This is a genomic window from Nonomuraea sp. 3N208, assembly GCF_052245935.1.
Taxonomy (GTDB): Bacteria; Actinomycetota; Actinomycetes; order Streptosporangiales; family Streptosporangiaceae; genus Nonomuraea.
The window spans coordinates 218,474-235,074 of the sequence record NZ_JBQQBR010000015.1 but is presented as its reverse complement, the minus strand read 5'-3'; the positions used below and the strand labels follow the sequence as shown (position 1 = coordinate 235,074).

At 69.4% G+C, this 16,601-nt stretch carries 19 protein-coding genes; 13 read left to right on the top strand and 6 right to left on the bottom strand.

Annotation, left to right across the window (positions count from 1 at the left end):
• Window positions 1-53 precede the first annotated feature (53 nt).
• The 3 genes from ACTWPT_RS24130 to ACTWPT_RS24120 form a co-directional block, all read right to left on the bottom strand.
• Window positions 54-482 (bottom strand): DUF3052 domain-containing protein, encoded by a 429-nt coding sequence (locus ACTWPT_RS24130; RefSeq protein WP_127935291.1) that lies wholly within the window; start codon window positions 480-482, stop codon window positions 54-56.
• 117 nt (window positions 483-599) lie between these two features.
• The gene (locus tag ACTWPT_RS24125) at window positions 600-1,007 is read right to left on the bottom strand and encodes a secondary thiamine-phosphate synthase enzyme YjbQ (RefSeq protein ID WP_443179703.1); all 408 of its coding nucleotides are present in this window, start codon (window positions 1,005-1,007) and stop codon (window positions 600-602) included.
• A gap of 9 nt (window positions 1,008-1,016) precedes the next feature.
• Window positions 1,017-1,199: a DUF1918 domain-containing protein gene (locus ACTWPT_RS24120; RefSeq protein WP_443179702.1), complete on the bottom strand. Its 183-nt coding sequence runs from the start codon at window positions 1,197-1,199 to the stop codon at window positions 1,017-1,019.
• Window positions 1,200-1,317: 118 nt separating this feature from the next.
• Here ACTWPT_RS24120 and ACTWPT_RS24115 point away from each other — a divergent pair, with 118 nt between their 5' ends.
• The 6 genes from ACTWPT_RS24115 to ACTWPT_RS24090 all read left to right on the top strand — a co-directional run bounded on the left by ACTWPT_RS24115 (window position 1,318) and on the right by ACTWPT_RS24090 (window position 8,280).
• Window positions 1,318-1,542, top strand: coding sequence for a hypothetical protein (locus tag ACTWPT_RS24115; RefSeq protein WP_443179701.1), 225 nt, complete (start codon window positions 1,318-1,320; stop codon window positions 1,540-1,542).
• A gap of 190 nt (window positions 1,543-1,732) precedes the next feature.
• Entirely contained in the window at window positions 1,733-2,116 is a 384-nt protein-coding gene (locus ACTWPT_RS24110) for a hypothetical protein (RefSeq protein ID WP_443179700.1), read from the top strand.
• Window positions 2,117-2,312: 196 nt separating this feature from the next.
• Window positions 2,313-2,921, top strand: coding sequence for a hypothetical protein (locus ACTWPT_RS24105; RefSeq protein WP_443179699.1), 609 nt, complete (start codon window positions 2,313-2,315; stop codon window positions 2,919-2,921).
• A gap of 214 nt (window positions 2,922-3,135) precedes the next feature.
• Window positions 3,136-5,883 (top strand): pyruvate dehydrogenase (acetyl-transferring), homodimeric type, encoded by a 2,748-nt coding sequence (gene aceE, locus ACTWPT_RS24100; RefSeq protein WP_443179698.1) that lies wholly within the window; start codon window positions 3,136-3,138, stop codon window positions 5,881-5,883.
• Between the two features lie 155 nt (window positions 5,884-6,038).
• Window positions 6,039-7,532 carry an alpha/beta hydrolase gene (locus ACTWPT_RS24095; protein ID WP_443179697.1) on the top strand — a complete coding sequence of 498 codons (1,494 nt, stop codon included), beginning with the start codon at window positions 6,039-6,041 and terminating at the stop codon, window positions 7,530-7,532.
• A 10-nt stretch (window positions 7,533-7,542) separates the two neighbouring features.
• On the top strand, window positions 7,543-8,280 hold the full coding sequence (locus ACTWPT_RS24090) for a maleylpyruvate isomerase family mycothiol-dependent enzyme (protein ID WP_443179696.1): 738 nt from the start codon (window positions 7,543-7,545) through the stop codon (window positions 8,278-8,280).
• 217 nt (window positions 8,281-8,497) lie between these two features.
• Here the strand turns inward: ACTWPT_RS24090 and ACTWPT_RS24085 are convergent, their stop codons facing one another.
• Window positions 8,498-8,854, bottom strand: coding sequence for a VOC family protein (locus tag ACTWPT_RS24085; protein ID WP_443179695.1), 357 nt, complete (start codon window positions 8,852-8,854; stop codon window positions 8,498-8,500).
• A 77-nt stretch (window positions 8,855-8,931) separates the two neighbouring features.
• Entirely contained in the window at window positions 8,932-9,660 is a 729-nt protein-coding gene (locus ACTWPT_RS24080) for a helix-turn-helix transcriptional regulator (protein WP_443179694.1), read from the bottom strand.
• A gap of 268 nt (window positions 9,661-9,928) precedes the next feature.
• On the opposite strand from ACTWPT_RS24080, the gene ACTWPT_RS24075 reads away from it, so the two are divergent.
• Complete coding sequence (locus ACTWPT_RS24075; protein ID WP_443179693.1) at window positions 9,929-10,294, top strand: YciI family protein; 366 nt, start codon at window positions 9,929-9,931, stop codon at window positions 10,292-10,294.
• Here the strand turns inward: ACTWPT_RS24075 and ACTWPT_RS24070 are convergent.
• A complete protein-coding gene (locus tag ACTWPT_RS24070; RefSeq protein ID WP_443179692.1) occupies window positions 10,291-11,313 on the bottom strand; it encodes a PHP domain-containing protein in 1,023 nt (340 codons plus the stop codon). The genes ACTWPT_RS24075 and ACTWPT_RS24070 overlap by 4 nt on opposite strands.
• Before the next feature lie 101 nt (window positions 11,314-11,414).
• Between ACTWPT_RS24070 and ACTWPT_RS24065 the strand changes: the two genes are divergently transcribed.
• The 6 genes from ACTWPT_RS24065 (at window position 11,415) to ACTWPT_RS24040 (ending at window position 16,584) form a co-directional block, all read left to right on the top strand.
• Complete coding sequence (locus ACTWPT_RS24065) at window positions 11,415-11,804, top strand: hypothetical protein (protein ID WP_443179691.1); 390 nt, start codon at window positions 11,415-11,417, stop codon at window positions 11,802-11,804.
• A gap of 3 nt (window positions 11,805-11,807) precedes the next feature.
• Complete coding sequence (locus tag ACTWPT_RS24060) at window positions 11,808-12,953, top strand: glutathionylspermidine synthase family protein (protein WP_443179690.1); 1,146 nt, start codon at window positions 11,808-11,810, stop codon at window positions 12,951-12,953.
• A gap of 26 nt (window positions 12,954-12,979) precedes the next feature.
• Entirely contained in the window at window positions 12,980-13,411 is a 432-nt protein-coding gene (locus tag ACTWPT_RS24055) for a DUF350 domain-containing protein (protein ID WP_443179689.1), read from the top strand.
• Window positions 13,412-13,503: 92 nt separating this feature from the next.
• On the top strand, window positions 13,504-14,631 hold the full coding sequence (locus ACTWPT_RS24050) for a PucR family transcriptional regulator (protein WP_443179726.1): 1,128 nt from the start codon (window positions 13,504-13,506) through the stop codon (window positions 14,629-14,631).
• A 103-nt stretch (window positions 14,632-14,734) separates the two neighbouring features.
• A complete protein-coding gene (locus ACTWPT_RS24045; protein ID WP_443179688.1) occupies window positions 14,735-15,631 on the top strand; it encodes an ACP S-malonyltransferase in 897 nt (298 codons plus the stop codon).
• On the top strand, window positions 15,628-16,584 hold the full coding sequence (locus ACTWPT_RS24040) for a beta-ketoacyl-ACP synthase III (protein WP_443179687.1): 957 nt from the start codon (window positions 15,628-15,630) through the stop codon (window positions 16,582-16,584). The genes ACTWPT_RS24045 and ACTWPT_RS24040 overlap by 4 nt, the downstream gene beginning before the upstream one ends.
• Window positions 16,585-16,601: the final 17 nt, after the last annotated feature.

Sequence of the window (16,601 nt, the reverse complement as noted above, 5' to 3'; positions counted from 1 at the left end):
GCCGCATGGCAGGCGCTCGGGCTCCTACTGTCAGCCCATGGGCGACACCGTGGTTACCGTCGGCCCTTGGGCGTCACGAGCCTGGTCCCGGACCAGTCGGGTGCGGCGGAAATGCTGCTGGTCTGCGAGAGACCCGCGGTGGCGGCATCCTCCCCGATGTCGCTCGGCTCCACGTGGCCATCGCGCCCGGCCTTGGGAGTCAGCAGCCAGATCTGGCCACCGTCGGCGAGTGCTCGCATGGCGTCGCTGAGAGCGTCGAAGAGGTCGCCGTCTCCGTCGCGCCACCACAGCAGCACCACGTCCACGACGTCGTCGCTCTCCTCGTCCAGCAGTTCGTTGCCGGTCAGTTCCTCGATGGAGTCGCGGAGTTCGTCATCGACATCCTCGTCCCAACCGATCTCCTGCACCACCTGACCCGGCTTGAGGCCGAGTCGTTCGGCCAGGCCGCGCTCGCCCTGCGCCTGACCCGCGGTCGCGCTCACGTTTATCCCTCCTGCTTGAGTGGCCCCGCTTATGCGGTTTATCGCTTCGGCACAGTCCACACGCTGTGACCCTCAGTCGTCAACGGTCGCCACGGGTACGGCCCTAGTCGGCCAGAATCAATCAGACAAAAACGACAGGCGAACCTGCCGTTGCGCGTTGTCGACGTTCAGATCCACGAGGGCGACCGACTGCCAGGTGCCCAGCGCCATCCGGCCGCCCAGCACCGGGATGGTGGCGTACGGCGGGATCAGCGCGGGCATGACGTGCGACCTGCCGTGGCCGCGCGAGCCGTGAGCGTGACGCCATCGGTCGTCGGCGGGCAAAACGTCTCGCAGGGCGGCGAGCAGGTCGTCGTCGCTGCCCGAGCCCAGCTCGAGCAGGGCGACGCCGGCAGTGGCGTGCGGCACGAAAATGTGGAGCAAGCCGTCTCCGCCCTGGGCGCGCACAAAGTCGGCGCATTCGGCCGTGATGTCGTGCACCGTCTCTCGTGAACCCGTGGCCACAGAGATGATTTCAGATCTCACAAGGAAATCTTACTTATGCACCACCACGGCATCAGGGCCGGGAAACACCAGCCCGGTATGCCCGTCGTCGAACCGCACCATGTAGGGGGGCTCGCCGTGCGGGCCCTTGACCTCCGTAATCACGCCCCCATGGTCCCTTTCACCCACGGTACTCCCGTGCACCAGGAGGCGGTCACCCACCGTCGCGTTCATGTCTCCCACACTGGTACGCGGAGAGCCCGGCGAAAAGACCGAATCGCGAGATCGGATGAATTTTGCCTCCCTCTTTCGGGGGAGGTCAGAACCATGACCAAAACGTTACGCTGCGCAGATGTGGCGTTTCGGGCTGCGTGGCCGGATGGCGGCGTCGTACGTGCGGGTCACGGCCGCCGCTGTGCTGCTGGTCGAGGCCGTGCCGGCGGCGGTCGTCCTGGTGCCGCTGGCCAGTAGCTCGGACTTGGCGTCCCGCGTGCAGGAGCAGGCGACCAAGGACGCGCAGGTCCTCAGCCACACCGCGAAACCCTCTTGGCATTTCCCCGCGACATCGAGGTCCTGACCGCCGTCGGCCGTCATCTTGGCCACCACGCCCGTGCCGATCTGGCCCAGCGCATCGGTATCGGAACGTTGGGGTCACACACACAACCGGCGGGCGGAGTGGCTCACGGCGGTGTCCTCGTCGCGGTGGGCCGGAGCGATGACCCGCACCTCGGAGGATCAATACCAGCTTGCCCTGCGATCCCTGCGCGATGCACCCGCCGGGCTGCGCCATCACCATCGCCATCGCCATCACCATCGCCATCGCCATCGCCATCGCCATCGCCATCGCCATCGCCATCGCCATCGCCATCGCCATCGCCATCGCGACGATCAGCAAACGGCTGGCGGTGCCATGCGGCAAGCGCCAAGGCCGGGTACGCGGCTACGCCAACCAGGACGAGCGCTGGCACAAGCAGCGCCGACTGCAGGTGCTCACCGCCCGGCTGGCCCGCGTGGAAGACCGCATCGCCAAGGGCCGGCCGCGATCGTGGCCGGTGGCCGCCGGCTGGCCAAGGCCCGGCACCACCTCACCGACACCGAGCTCACCGAGCAGTAGTGGCGCCGGCGGTGGCAGTCACGGCGCATGTTCCTGACCGCCGGCGGAGAGACGGGGGCGCCGTTCGGGAACTACACCATCACCGTCGATCCCGGCGACGGCTCCATGTCGATCGGGCTGCCGCAGCCGCTGCGGCACCTGGCCAATGCCCCCGGGGGCCGCTACCGGTTATCGAGCGCTGTGCGTTTTCACCACCGCCGGGAGGAGTGGCTGGACCGGGTGCAGGCCGGGCGGTGCGCTACGACATCACCCACCACCCAGAGCGGGACCGCTGGTATCTCGACGCCTCCTGGTCCGCCGACACCCCGGCCCTGCCGTCCCTGGACCCGCTGGCCGCTTCCGGGGCGCGGTTGCTGAGCGTGGATCTCAACGCCAACCACCTTGCCGCCTGCGTCGTCGACGCCTGCGGCAACTCGATCGGCCAACCCCTCACGGTCCTGACCGCGCTGAGCGGCCCTGCCGCCCAGCGCGACGGACGGCTGCGGCAGGTGATCAGCGAGCTGATCCACCTGGCCCATCGGCATGGCTGCGCCGGGATCGCGATCGAGAACCTGGGCTTCGCCGACGCGCGCGCCACCGGCCGGGAGACCAAGGGACCCCGCCCGCCAGCGCACGGGACCGCGAGCCCGCCCAGGACCGCAGGGACGCCCCCCACGGGCGGCAAGACCCGCGGGGACCCAGGCGACCAGCACGCGCTGTTCCCCGCACCCAATACCGTTCGGGGTGCACCCGGACCCAGCCCGGGCCCGGCTCATGGCGATTCGCTAATATCGGCAACTCGCCCAGGAGCGGTGAGGATCTCCCCTCTTCGGTCTGTCGGACACACCGAGCGACGCACGTAAAATTTCGTTCGTTTTCCCGTCTTGTTAAATTGGGTCGGGGATGTAACCTTTGACTGCGATTCGTCCTACCATCGGTGGTCTAGGCCATCGGAGATGGCCCTGCCAGCAGGGACACACTGGTTACCAGCCAGTAGAGATGCGTTTTCTACGGCTAGCGACCAGGATGGAAGGCGACCCAGACCAGACATCAGTCATTCTCGGAAGGCGAGACCCAGTGGCTTCCGGACGCCAGCGATTCTCGATCATCAGCGACGGCCTACCCAGCCAGCTGCCTGATGTCGACCCCAGCGAGACCAACGAGTGGCTCGAGTCTCTCGACAACGTCGTCAAGACCGAGGGCCGTACCAGAGCCCGCTACCTCATGCTGCGCATGCTGGAGCGGGCCCGCGAGCACCAGGTCGGCGTGCCGGGCCTGCGAAGCACCGACTACATCAACACGATCCCGCCGGAACGCGAGCCCTGGTTCCCCGGTGACGAGCACGTCGAGCGCCGCATCCGCGCCTACATCCGCTGGAACGCGGCCATCATGGTGTCCAGGGCCAACGCCCGCACCAACGTCGGTGGCCACATCGCCACCTACGCCTCGGCGGCCTCGCTCTACGAGGTGGGCTTCAACCACTTCTTCCGCGGCAAGGATCACGGCGAGTCGGGCGACCAGGTCTTCTTCCAGGGGCACGCCGCACCGGGCATCTACGCCCGCGCCTTCCTCGAGGGCCGGCTCAACGACTCCCAGCTCGACGCGTTCCGCCAGGAGTTGTCGCACGGCTTCCGCGGCCTGCCCTCCTACCCGCACCCGCGGCTCATGCCCGACTTCTGGGAGTTCCCCACGGTCTCCATGGGCCTGGGCCCGATCGGCGCGATCTACCAGGCGCGGTTCAACCGCTACCTGCTCAACCGCCAGATCAAGGACACCAGCCGCAGCCACGTGTGGGCGTTCCTGGGCGACGGCGAGATGGACGAGCCGGAGTCGCTCGGTGCGATCGGCCTGGCCGCCCGCGACGAGCTCGACAACCTCACGTTCGTGATCAACTGCAACCTGCAGCGGCTCGACGGCCCGGTACGCGGCAACGGCAAGATCATCCAGGAGCTGGAGTCGTACTTCCGCGGCGCCGGCTGGAACGTGATCAAGGTCGTGTGGGGCCGCGACTGGGACCCGCTGCTGGCGGCCGACGTGGACGGCGTGCTGGTCAACCAGATGAACACCACGCCGGACGGGCAGTTCCAGACCTACTCGGTCGAGTCGGGCGCCTACATCCGCGAGCACTTCTTCGGCTCCGACCCGCGCCTGCGCAAGATGGTCGAGCATCTGACCGACGACGACATCCGCAAGCTGTCGCGCGGCGGCCACGACTACCGCAAGGTCTTCGCGGCGTTCAAGGCGGCCCGCGAGCACGTCGGCCAGCCGACCGTGATCCTCGCCCAGACCATCAAGGGCTGGACCCTGGGCAAGGACTTCGAGGCGCGTAACGCCACGCACCAGATGAAGAAGCTCAGCAAGGCCGAGCTGAAGGAGTTCCGCGACCGGCTCTACCTGCCGATCCCGGACTCGGCGCTGGAGGGCGACCTTCCCCCGTACTTCCACCCGGGCGAGAACGACCCCGAGATCCAGTACATGAAGGAGCGCCGCGCCGCGCTCGGCGGCGTGCTCCCCAAGCGCGTCCTCCGCGCCAAGCCGGTCAAGCTGCCCGGCGACGAGGTCTACAGCACCTTCCACAAGGGCTCGGGCAAGCAGCAGGTGGCCACCACGATGGCGTTCGTGCGGGTGCTGAAGGACCTCATGCGCGACAAGGAGATCGGCCACCGGTTCGTGCCGATCATCCCCGACGAGGCCCGTACGTTCGGCCTGGACGCCATGTTCCCGACGGCCAAGATCTACTCCCACCACGGCCAGACCTATGAGGCCGTCGACAGGGAGCTGCTGCTCTCGTACAAGGAGCACGTCCAGGGCCAGATCCTGCACGAGGGCATCACCGAGGCGGGCTCGATGGCCTCGACGATCGCGGCGGGCACCACCTACGCCACGCACGGCGAGCACATGATCCCGATCTACATCTTCTACTCGATGTTCGGGTGGCAGCGCACCGGCGACCAGATGTGGCAGATGGGCGACCAGATGGGCCGCGGCTTCCTGGTCGGCGCCACCGCGGGCCGCACCACGCTCAACGGCGAGGGCCTGCAGCACGAGGACGGCCACACGCCGCTCATCGCCTCCACCAACCCGGCCGCGGTCTCCTACGACCCGTCCTGGGCGTTCGAGGTGGCGCACATCGTCAAGGACGGCCTCAGGAGGATGTACGGCGACCAGCCGGAGGACGTCTTCTACTACCTGACCGTCTACAACGAGCCCTACCTGCAGCCGGCCCAGCCAGCGAACCTCGACGTGCAGGGCCTGCTCAAGGGCCTGTACAAGTTCGCCGACGGGCCGCAGACGCAGGGTCCGAAGGCCAACATCCTGTCCTCGGGCGTCGCCGGTCCGTGGGCGATGGAGGCGCAGCGGCTGCTGGCCGAGGACTGGGGCGTGTCGGCCGACGTGTGGTCGGCGACGTCGTGGTCCGAGCTGCGCCGCGAGGCGCTGGTGTGCGAGGAGCACAACCTGCTCAACCCCGACGCCGATCAGCGCGTCCCGTACGTCACCCAGGTCCTGTCCCAGGCCCAGGGGCCGATCGTGGGCGTCAGCGACTACATGAAGGCCGTGCAGGACCAGATCGCGCAGTGGGTGCCGGGTGACTGGTCCTCGCTGGGCACCGACGGATTCGGCCTGTCCGACACCCGCTCGGCGCTGCGCCGTCACTTCCACGTGGACGCGGCGTCGATCACGCTGGCCGTGCTCACCCAGCTCGTGAAGCGGGGCGAGCTCGACGGCGAGGTGCTGCGCGAGGCCATCGCCCGCTACCACCTCAAGAACGGCGTCACCGAGGCCGGCGGCGCTGAGAGCAACGACACCCAGTCCATGGGGATCTGAACACCGTTGTGAGGCGGCACGACAGGTCGCGTCCAGCGACCTGTCGCAGGTAGCGGAGTGCGCACCTGCGGTACGTGCCGCCTCACCCTCTTTGGGTGCGCAATCGCGTATTGTGGGCACTACTTCCCCCGGAGAGACGAGGGGAAGTTTGTGCCATGCGACGCGTTCTAGCCGCCACCCTGCTCGTGGCGGCCGCCGGCTGCTCGAGTGTGCCCGCCGAGCCCGCTACGAAGTCCGGCGGCGGGAGCCCCGAACCCATCCAGTGGGGGCCTTGCACCGACATCAAGCGCCCTGACGGCGAGCCGCCGGCCCGCCAGGACACCTCAGTGCGCTGCGGGAAGCTCGCGGTGCCCTTGGACTACGCCAAGCCGGACGGTGAGACGATCGACCTGGCGCTGATCAAGCTGCCGGCCACGGGCAAGCGGCTCGGGTCGTTGGTGTTCAACTTCGGCGGCCCCGGCGCCTCCGGGGTGGACACGCTCGACCAGGCCGCCAAGGCGCTCACCGCGCTGCGGGCCCGCTACGACCTGGTCAGCTTCGACCCGCGCGGCGTCGAGCGCAGCTCCGGGGTGCGCTGCGGCAGCGGCGCCGAGATGGACCGCTTCACCTCGCTGGACACGCTGCCGCCCAACGACGAGACGCACCGGGAGAGCGAAGCGGCCAACAAGGAGTTCGCCGCGCTCTGCCAGAAGAACTCCGGCAAGATCCTGCCGTACGTCGGCACCGTGAACGCCGCCCGCGACCTGGACCGCATCCGCGCTTCCCTGGGCGACCCGAAGCTCAACTACGTCGGCATGTCGTACGGCACCCAGCTCGGCGGCGTCTACGCCACCGAGTTCCCCGAGAAGGTGGGCCGCATGCTGCTCGACGCACCGCTCGACCCGACGGTCACCTTCGAGCAGCGGACGCTGGTCCAGACGCGTGGCTTCCAGCAGGCGTACGAGAGCTTCCTCAAATCGTGCGTCAAGAACTCGTGCGAGATCGGCAGGGATCAGGCCACGGCCAACGCCAACGTCGAGAACCTGATGAACGAGCTGACGGCCAAACCGCTGAAGGTCGGCAACCGCGACCTCACTCAGGGGCTGGCCTCCACGGGCGTGGCCGCCGCGCTGTATTCGGAGATGACCTGGCCGTTCCTGGAGCGGGCGCTGGGCGACGCGCTCAAAGGCAGGGGCGATGCGCTGATGTACCTGGCCGACTCCTACACCGGGCGCAGCCCGGACGGCACGTACTCCACGCAGATGACCAGCTTCCCGGCGATCACCTGCGTCGACACCGCCGAGCGGCCGACCCCGGACGAGTTGCGGCGCACCGAGCAGGCCGCGCTCAAGATCTCGCCGCTGTTCGGCAGCGAGGGCTCGGGCGGGTTGTGCCGGGTGTGGCCGGCCAAGGGGAGCGACCAGGCGCGGCACGTGAACGCCACCGGGTCGGCGCCGATCGTGGTGGTGGGCGGCAAGGGCGACCCGGCCACGCCGTACGAGTGGGCGCCCAAGCTCACGGCCCAGCTCAGGACCGCCACGCTGGTCACGTACATGGGCGAGGGGCACGGCGCGTACCTGTCGGGCAGCAAATGCGTGCAGGGGCTCGTGGACGCGTACCTGATCGACGGCAAGGTGCCGGAGAAGGGTGCCGCCTGTCCCGCGGCCTAGTGTGTGGCGGGTGAAGGACTACGAGTCAGAGATCGAGACGGAGGCCGCGCGCCTCGCGCAGTTGTCGGGCGACTTGTCGGTCCCGGTCCCTACGTGCCCGGGCTGGACGCTCGCCGAACTGGTCACACACGTCGGCCAAACCCATCGGTGGGCGGTGCACGTGCTGCGCAACCAGGTGCAGGAACGGATCTGGTCGCGCCAGGTGCCCAGCGGGCTGGCCGAGGGGCAGAGCGGCGACGCCGCGTGGCTGCTGGCCGGGGCCGCGGAGCTGCTGCGAACCCTGCGCGAGACCGACCCGGAGCTGGCGGTGTGGACCTGGGGGCCCGACAAGCGGGCGTCCTGGTGGCCGCGGCGGATGGTGTTCGAGCTGGTGATCCACCGGGCCGACGCCGAGCTCGCGCTCGGCCTCGACCCGGTGATCCCGGCGGCGACCGCGGTGGACGGCATCGAGGAGTTCCTGCACAACCTGCCGTCCGCGGCCTGGGTCACCCGGGCCCTGGGCGAGCTCGACGTGGAGGGGGCCACGATCCACCTCCACGCGAACGACGCCGACGGCGAGTGGACGATCATGCAGGGACCCGCCGGGACGATCGAATGGGCCCGCGGTCACGCCAAGGGCGATACCGCCGTCCAGGGGCCGGTGCGTGACCTGCTCCTCATGCTGTACGGGCGGCGCTCCCCCGAGGCGCTCACCGTGTACGGTGACCACACCTTGCTGGAGCGCTGGCTGACCGCTGCCGCGTTCTGACCGGCGCCTGATCCCAAGCGGACCGGCGTCGGAGGCCGTCACCCTGGATCGGGCCGGTTTCGCCGACCGGAGCTACCGGTCGTCGAGGCCCTGAGCGCGCCGCCGCTCGGCGATCGGCGGCGTGCCCAGGGCGAGGGGTGAACCGCTCCTGGGAAGCGGGCCCATGGCCTGCCGGGGTCGGCGGGGAAGGCGCTCTCCCCGGCCCGGCCACGGGTCATCACCTGCGGTGGAAGATCCCGAAGACGCTGCCGGACGTGTCACGCAGATAGGCGAAGTCCGTGCCCGCGCCGTCGTCGATCACCTTCGTGATCACCTTGCCGCCGAGCGCCTCGCTCTGGGCGCAGGTCGCCTCGACGTCGGCCACGTGCACGTGGAAGATCGCGTGGTTGGGGAACTCGCCCTTGGTGTTGTAGAGCCCGCCCACCGGCTGCTCACCGCCCGGATGGCCGATCAGCCGATAGTCGATCGGGCCCTCGTCGCGCATGAACGTCCAGCCGAACAGCCCGCCATAGAACGTCTGAGCACCCTCAGGGTCGTCGGTCGCGACCTCGAACCACGTCACCGTGTTGTCCATCATCGTCTCCTTGCTTTCTCGAACAAGACAACGATGTAGCGCGTTGGCGACAACCCTATGTCGGTGTTTTCGCTTGATTAATCGAGCACTGTGCCGTGCACGATCATCTCGGGCAGGTCGGTGGCGAAGCCCTCCAACGGCCGGTCGGGGCAGCGCTCGGCGGTGACGGTGGCGGCCGCGATACGGTCGAGGCGGAAGACGCGTACGTCGTCGCGCAGCCGGCACCACGCCACGAGATACCAGAAACCGCCCCGGCCGCCCAGGAACACCCCTGGCTCGACATCGCGAGAGGTGAGGGCCCCCTTGGCGTCGGCGTATTCGAGCCTGAGCACCCGGCGGCGCAGCAACGCCTCCTCGATGGCCCGGGAGATTCCCTCGCCGCCGAGCGGCTGGATCGCGCTGCCCGGCTCTTCGGGCAGCCGCATGAGCTGCACCCGGCGGGCCAGCTCCCTGGCCAGATCGCCCTCGGGACCCGGCATGGCGGCGACCACCTTGCGTAAGGCGCTGCGGGCCTGCCGGCCGAACGGCTGGTCACCGGCCCGGCTGAGCGCCACCGCGATGGCCACCGCCTCGGCGGGGGTGAAGTTGAGCGGCGGCAGGGACATCTTCTTGTCGATGGCGTAACCGCCCTTGCGGCCAGGCTCGGCGTAGATCGGCACGCCCGACTCCTGCAGCGCGGTGATGTCGCGCTCGATCGTGCGCGCGCTGACCTCGAACCGCTGAGCCAGCTCCCGCGCGGAACGGCAGCGGGGGGCGATGGCACGCAGGTCCTCGACGAGTGCGTAGAGTCGGTCGGTACGATTCACAGCCGTGACGCTACGCCGCGCCACCGACAATCGCCGGGCGCCCGGGCAGCCCCGAGATACCCTCCTCACTGCCGGGTCACACGGCTATCACGGTTTCGGCCAGTGTCCTGACGCCCCTGTGGCGCATCTCACACCGCCGCCTGAGCCCCGGACGGCGGAGCCCGCTTTCACGCCCGGCAAACGATCGCAGGTTTTTCCGCCGGTGATGTCAAAGAGGCCGCGCCGGCTCCGACCCGCTGACAACAGCATCCGAAGGAGGCAGGAGACCATGAAATACATGATCATCATCTACGGCAACCAGGAACTGTGGGAGTCGTTCTCGGCCGAGGAGACGCAGAAGCACATCGCCGAGCAGGACGCGTTCAACCGCAAGTACGCCGAGACAGGTGAGCTGCTGGGCGCGTACGGCACCGCCGACGCCGTCGAGGCCAAGACCGTGCGGGTGCGCAACGGCCTGCCCGCCGTCACCGACGGCCCCTACCTGGAGTCCAAGGAATACCTGGCCAGCTGGTATCTGGTGGAAGTCGACGACGAGCAACGCGCCCTCGCCCTCGCCGCCGAGCTGCCCTTCGCCTCGGTCGGCGCGGTCGAGGTCTGGCCGGTCCCGCACGAGGCCCCGGGCAACAAGATCTAGGCGCCGGCCCAGTCGAGCAGGCGGTCCAGCGGCCAGGTGTTGACGATGCGCTCGGCCTCGATGCCGCACCTGGCCGCCCGCTCGCACCCGTACCGCTGCCAGTCGAGCTGCCCGGGCGCGTGCGCGTCGGAGTCGATCGCGAACACGCAGCCCATCTCGTACGCCAGCCGCATCAGCCGTTTCGGCGGATCGAGCCGATCGGGCCGGGAGTTGATCTCGACCGCCACCCCGAACCGTCGGCAGGCCTCGAAGACCAGCTCGGCCTCGAACTCCGACTCCGGCCGCTTGACGCCCCGCTTGCCGCCGGCCTGCACCACCCGCCCCGTACAGTGCCCGAGCACGTCCACGAGGGGGTTGGCGATCGCGGTGACCATCCGCCGCGTCATGTCATCCCCGCCCATGCGCAGCTTGGAGTGCACGCTGGCGACCACGACGTCCAGCCGCTCCAGCAACGCGGGGTCCTGGTCGAGCGTGCCGTCCACGTTGATGTCCACCTCGATGCCGGTGAGGATCCTGAACGGCGCCAGCCGCTCGTTGAGCTTCGCCACGACCTCCAGCTGCCGCTCCAGCCGCTCCGCCGACAGCCCCTTCGCCACGGTCAGCCGCGGCGAGTGATCGGTCAGCGCCATGTATTCGTGACCGAGCCCGATGGCCGCCTCGGCCATCTCGTCGATCGGCGAGCCGCCGTCCGACCAGTCGGAGTGGCTGTGCAGGTCGCCTTTCAACGCGGTACGCATCGCGGCGGTCTCGGCGTCCAGCTCGACTCCGGCGGTGGCCCGCATCCTTCTCAAATACGTAGGAACCTGGCCGTCCAGGCTTTCGTTCACAACAAGAGCGGTGACCTTCCCGATGCCGGGCAGGTCGCCGAGTCCGCCGGTGCGGGCCAGCCGCACGAGCTCGTCCTGGGGAAGGTCGGCGACGACGGCGGCGGCGCGGCGGAAGGCACGCACGCGGTATGTAGGCTCGCCGGCGCGCTCCAGCAGGAAGGCGATCTCGCGCAGCGCCTCAGTCGGTTCCATGCGTTAAGTCATACCCAAGCCAACGGCAACCGCGGGCCGCTACACATTGATCAGCGACGAGGGCCACCGCTAGGCTGATCGGCCCAGGAAAGCAGGAGTTTATGGCAAAACCGCCACACGCGCCCACAGAGCAGCCGCGCAAATCGTCGAAGGTGGTCCCACTGGTCGTTCTCGGCGTCCTGTCCGTGATGGTGGTGGGATACTGCTCCGCCGTGCAGGACGACGACGAGGTCACCGCGGACTGCGTCGTCCAGCTTGCGGACGGCACCTACGAGGTCGTGGACGAGGACTACTGCGAGGACGACAACGGCCGCACGCACTACTACGGCGGCTCGCGCGGGGCGTACATCTGGTATTACGGCGGCCGCAGGGTCGGCAACCGGGTCGAGGGCGGCACCACCTACCGGCCCTCTGACGTGAACATCTCCTCTCGTAACGGCAAGTCGATCCAGCGGGGCGGGTTCGGCAAGAGCTGGAGCGGCGGGAGCTGAGACGTGCGTCGCGAACATGGCACTCCCAGGGACGACTGGGAGAAGACGATCGAAAGCCACGGCCTGGCCTACCACCGGGCCGCACACCCCGAGGGCCTGAGCCGGCCCTACTGGGACGAGTCGGTGCACTACGTCTTCTCGATCGACGAGGTCGAGGCGCTGGAGGGGCAGGTCGAAGAGCTCCATGGCATGTGCCTGCGCACCGTCGAGCATGTGATCTCCACCGGGCGCTTCGCCGACTTCGCCATCCCCGAGTGGGCGTGGGAGGAGGTGTCGCGCTCGTGGGAGCGCCGCGATCCGCACGTGTACGGCCGCTTCGACCTGCGCTACGACGGCACCGGCCCGGCCAAGCTGCTGGAGTACAACGCCGACACGCCGACCTCGCTGGTGGAGTCGTCCGTCGTGCAGTGGTTCTGGCTGCAGGACACGCACCCGGATGACGACCAGTGGAACTCCGTGCACGAGCGGCTCATCGACCGCTGGCGCGAGCTGCGGCTGCCGCCTGGGCCGGTGCACTTCTCGTTCACGAACGCGGACGAGACCGGTGAGGAGGCCATGACGGTGGCGTACCTGCAGGAGACCGCCGAGCAGGCGGGCCTGCAGACGGTCGCCATCGCCATGGAGGACATCGGCTGGGACTCGCTCAACCGGCGCTTCGTCGACCTCGACGAGCAGATGATCCGCTCGGTGTTCAAGCTCTACCCATGGGAGTGGATGCTGACTGACGAGTTCGGGCAGCACGCAGCGCGGCACTCCACCTGGATCGAGCCACTGTGGAAGGCGCTGCTGTCGAACAAGGCGCTGCTGGCCGTGTTGTGGGAGCTCTATCCGGGGCACCCTTCGCTGCTGCCGGCCTACCTGGACGGCCCGCGCGAGCTGACCTCCTACATCGCCAAGCCGCTGCTCGGCAGGGAGGGCGCCTCCATGCGGATCGTCACCCCGGAGGGCACTCAGGAGACGCCCGGCAGATACGGCCAGGAAGGCTACGTCTTCCAGGGCTTCGAGGCGCTGCCGGCGTTCGAGGGGCAGCGGCCGGTGCTCGGCGCTTGGATGGTCGCCGACGAGTCGGCCGGCCTCGGCATCAGGGAGACGACCGGCCTGATCACCGATGACACCTCCTCCTTTGTCCCGCATCGCATCGCGGGCTGACACCTCCCACTGTGATAGGAACTGACGTGACCCTTCTCGAAACCCTCGCCCGCGGCGCGGGTGCCATCGCCTCATACGCCGCCGTCGGCGTGATCCTGATGATCATCGGCTTCTACGTGATCGACTGGGCCACCCCCGGCAAGCTGAGCGAGATCATCCGTAGCGAGCGCAACCCGAACGCCACCCTGCTCGCCACGTCCGCCCTGGCCGCCGTCGGCCTGATCGTGGCCGCCTCCATCTGGTCCTCCGGCGGCCGGCTCGCCGAAGGCCTGGCGGGCACGGCGGTGTTCGGCCTGGTCGGCATCGTGGTGCAGACCGTGGCGATGCTGGTCTTCGACAAGATCGTCGGCATCTCGGTACGCGACCTGGTCAAGGAGCAGGAGTTGCAGCCGGGGGCGCGGCTGCTGGCCGTGACGCATGTGGCGATCGGTCTGATCACCGCCGTCGCGGTCATCTGACCGGCCGTCGCGTTCACCTGGGCCGAGCTGGCACTCTAGGAGACGTGACAGAGCGGACCCGGGAGGACACCACGCGCAGGCTCGAGCGGGCCATGGGCTCGCTCGGCACCGCGGCGATGGCACGCATGGACGAGCAGTTGCCGTGGTTCCGCGCGCTCAGCGCCGAAGACCGGTCGTGGGTGGGGCTCGTGGCCCAGGCCGGCATCGCGGCGTTCGTGGAGTGGTTCTCGACCGCCGGGGAGGAGGACCCGCCCACGCCCAGCATCGAGTTCTTCGGCACCGCCCCGCGCGAGCTGAAGCGCTCGATCTCGCTCCAGCAGACCGTCGACATCGTCAGGGTCGTGGTCGAGATCGTCGAGGCCCGCACCCACGAACTGGCCGCCCTAGGCGGCGAGGACCAGCTGCAGCAGGCCATGCTCCGCTACACCCGGGACGTCGCCTTCGCCGCCGCCCACGTCTACGCCCGCGAGGCCGAGGCCAGGGGCTCGTGGGACGCCCGGCTGGAGGCGCTGATCGTGGACGCCCTCGTGCGCGGCGAGGTGGACGACGGGCTGCACTCCTGGGCCGCCGCGCTCGGCTGGACCTCCTCCCCCGTGGTCGTCATCGCCGGCCACGCCCCCGAGGGCGACCCGCGCGCGGTGATCGACGGCCTGCGGGAGAAGGGCCGCCGCATCGGCATGGATCTGCTGGCCGGTGTGCAGGCCGACCGGCTGATCGTGATCGTCGGCGGCGCGCAGAGCGTTGACGACGCGGCAAAGCAGGTCGTGGGCCGCTTTGGCATCGGCCCCATCGTGATCGGGCCCGAGGTCCCCGACCTGCACGCGGCCGCCAGGTCGGCCAGGGCCGCGCTGGCCGGGCTGAAGGCGTCCTCCGGGTGGCCGGACGCGCCCCGTCCGGTGCACGCCGAGGACCTGCTGGCCGAGCGGGCGCTCGACGGCGACGACGACGCCAGGGAGCAGCTCATCGAGAACGTCTACCTGCCGCTCGCCGGCACTCCGCTGCTCGACACGTTGGCGACATACCTGGAGCAGGGCACCTCGCTGGAGGCGACGGCACGGCTGCTGTTCGTCCACCCCAACACTGTCCGCTACCGGCTCAAGAAGATCACCGAGCTGACCGGGTACCAGCCGACGGAGGGCCGGTCCGCCTTCACGCTCCAGGTCGGCCTGATTCTCGGCAGGCTCGCGGAGAGCGCCGTAACCTGGCGGGCCCTAACGTAATGGTGCCGAAATCCCCACTGTAGGATTCCTACAAATCGCCGTGGACAAAGTTCGTACGGATCTCTATCCGCGTGTCGGAGTTCTACAGGGCAAGGTGGATTTCGTGCTTGTAGTCGTCGCTCCGGGCCAAGGTGCCCAAACCCCAGGCTTCCTGTCCCCGTGGCTCGAGCTGCCCGGTCTCGCGGACCGGCTCGGCGCCTGGTCGGAGGTCGCAGGGATCGATTTGATCGCCTACGGGACCACCGCCGACGCCGACGAGATCCGCGACACCGCCGTCGCTCAGCCGCTGCTCGTGGCCGCCGCCCTGGCCTCCGCCGAGGCGCTCGGCGTCGCCCCCGACGTGCTCGCGGGCCATAGTGTGGGCGAGTTCGCCGCGGCCGCGCTGGCCGGGGTGCTCACCCCGGAGCAGGCGCTCACCCTCGTCCGCGAGCGCGCCCAGGCCATGGCCAAGGCCGCCGCCATCACCGCGACCGGCATGACCGCCGTGCTCGGCGGCGTGGAGGACGAGGTGCTCGCCGCCATCGAGCGGCACGGGCTGACGCCCGCCAACATCAACGGCGCCGGCCAGATCGTGGCCGGCGGCACGACGGAACAGCTGGCCGCGTTCAAGGACGACGCGCCGGCCCGCGCCCGGCTCATCCCACTGTCGGTGGCCGGCGCGTTCCACACGCACCACATGGCGCCAGCCGTGGAGAGCCTGCGCGAGGCCGCCAGGGCCATCGTGCCCGGCGACCCGCAGGTCACGCTGCTGTCCAACTCCGACGGCAAGCCCGTCGCCTCCGGCGCCGAGTTCGTCGAGCGGCTGGTCAAGCAGGTCAGCAGCCCCGTCAGGTGGGGCGCCTGCTCGGAGACCGTGGCCGCGCTCGGCGTCACCACGATGATCGAGCTACTGCCCGGCGGAACGCTGACCGGCCTGGCCAGACGCGGTCTGCGCGGCGTGCAGACCGTGGCACTGAAGACTCCAGACGACCTCGACGCGGCCAGGGAGCTGATCAAATGAGGATTCCCGACATCGCCCCTGGCGGCAGGGTGCTGGCGCTCGGCCACTACCAGCCGGCCAATGTCGTCACCAACGACGACCTGGCCAAGACCATTGACACCAACGACGAGTGGATCCAGTCGCGCGTCGGCATCAAGGAGCGCAGGGTCGCACCCGAGGGCGAGTCGCTGGAGGACATGGCGACCATCGCCGGCGGCAAGGCGCTGGCCGCGAGCGGCCTGTCGCCCGAGGACATCGACCTGGTCATCGTCGCCACCTGCACGCTCGAATCGCAGATCCCCAACGCCTCCGCCATCGTGGCGCACCGCCTCGGCATCAAGGCGCCGGGCGCGTTCGACGTCAACGCCGCCTGCGCCGGCTTCTGCTACGCGCTCGGCACCGCCGACGCCGCCGTACGCGCAGGCGCGGCCAAGCATGTGCTGGTCATCGGCGCGGAGAAGTTGTCGCAGTGGGTCGACTGGACCGACCGGTCCACCGCCGTGATCTTCGCCGACGGCGCCGGAGCCGCGGTGGTGGGCCCCTCCGACACGCCCGGCATCGGGCCCGTCGTCTGGGGCAGCGCCGGCGACAAGGCCGACGCCATCCGCATCGACGACCGCACGACGTTCCTGCACCAGGAGGGACAGACCGTCTTCCGCTGGGCCACCACCGCGCTGTACCCGGTGGCACTGGAAGCCTGCTCCCGCGCGGGGGTGGATCCGGCCGAGCTGTCGGCGTTCGTCCCCCACCAGGCCAACCTGCGCATCATCGAGGCCATCGCCCGCAAGCTGGGCGCCGGCAAGGCCGTCGTGGCGCGTGACATCGTCAACGCCGGAAACACCTCCGCCGCGTCCATCCCGCTCGCGCTGTCGCGCATGCTGGAGCACGGCGAGGTCCGCTCGGGCGGTCTCGCGCTCATGCTCGGTTTCGGCGCGGGGCTCACCTACGCGGGCCAAGTGATCGAGATTCCGTAGGATCACGCCCGTACCAC

What these genes read in the sequence shown, in the direction of transcription:
- ACTWPT_RS24120 (WP_443179702.1), bottom strand. Translation starts at nt 1,199, where the DNA reads ATGAACGCGACGGTGGGTGACCGCCTCCTGGTGCACGGGAGTACCGTG.
- ACTWPT_RS24115 (WP_443179701.1), top strand. Translation starts at nt 1,318, where the DNA reads ATGTGGCGTTTCGGGCTGCGTGGCCGGATGGCGGCGTCGTACGTGCGG.
- ACTWPT_RS24110 (WP_443179700.1), top strand. Translation starts at nt 1,733, where the DNA reads ATGCACCCGCCGGGCTGCGCCATCACCATCGCCATCGCCATCACCATC.
- ACTWPT_RS24095 (WP_443179697.1), top strand. Translation starts at nt 6,039, where the DNA reads ATGCGACGCGTTCTAGCCGCCACCCTGCTCGTGGCGGCCGCCGGCTGC.
- ACTWPT_RS24085 (WP_443179695.1), bottom strand. Translation starts at nt 8,854, where the DNA reads ATGGACAACACGGTGACGTGGTTCGAGGTCGCGACCGACGACCCTGAG.
- ACTWPT_RS24075 (WP_443179693.1), top strand. Translation starts at nt 9,929, where the DNA reads ATGAAATACATGATCATCATCTACGGCAACCAGGAACTGTGGGAGTCG.
- ACTWPT_RS24070 (WP_443179692.1), bottom strand. Translation starts at nt 11,313, where the DNA reads ATGGAACCGACTGAGGCGCTGCGCGAGATCGCCTTCCTGCTGGAGCGC.
- ACTWPT_RS24065 (WP_443179691.1), top strand. Translation starts at nt 11,415, where the DNA reads ATGGCAAAACCGCCACACGCGCCCACAGAGCAGCCGCGCAAATCGTCG.
- ACTWPT_RS24050 (WP_443179726.1), top strand. Translation starts at nt 13,504, where the DNA reads ATGGGCTCGCTCGGCACCGCGGCGATGGCACGCATGGACGAGCAGTTG.
- ACTWPT_RS24040 (WP_443179687.1), top strand. Translation starts at nt 15,628, where the DNA reads ATGAGGATTCCCGACATCGCCCCTGGCGGCAGGGTGCTGGCGCTCGGC.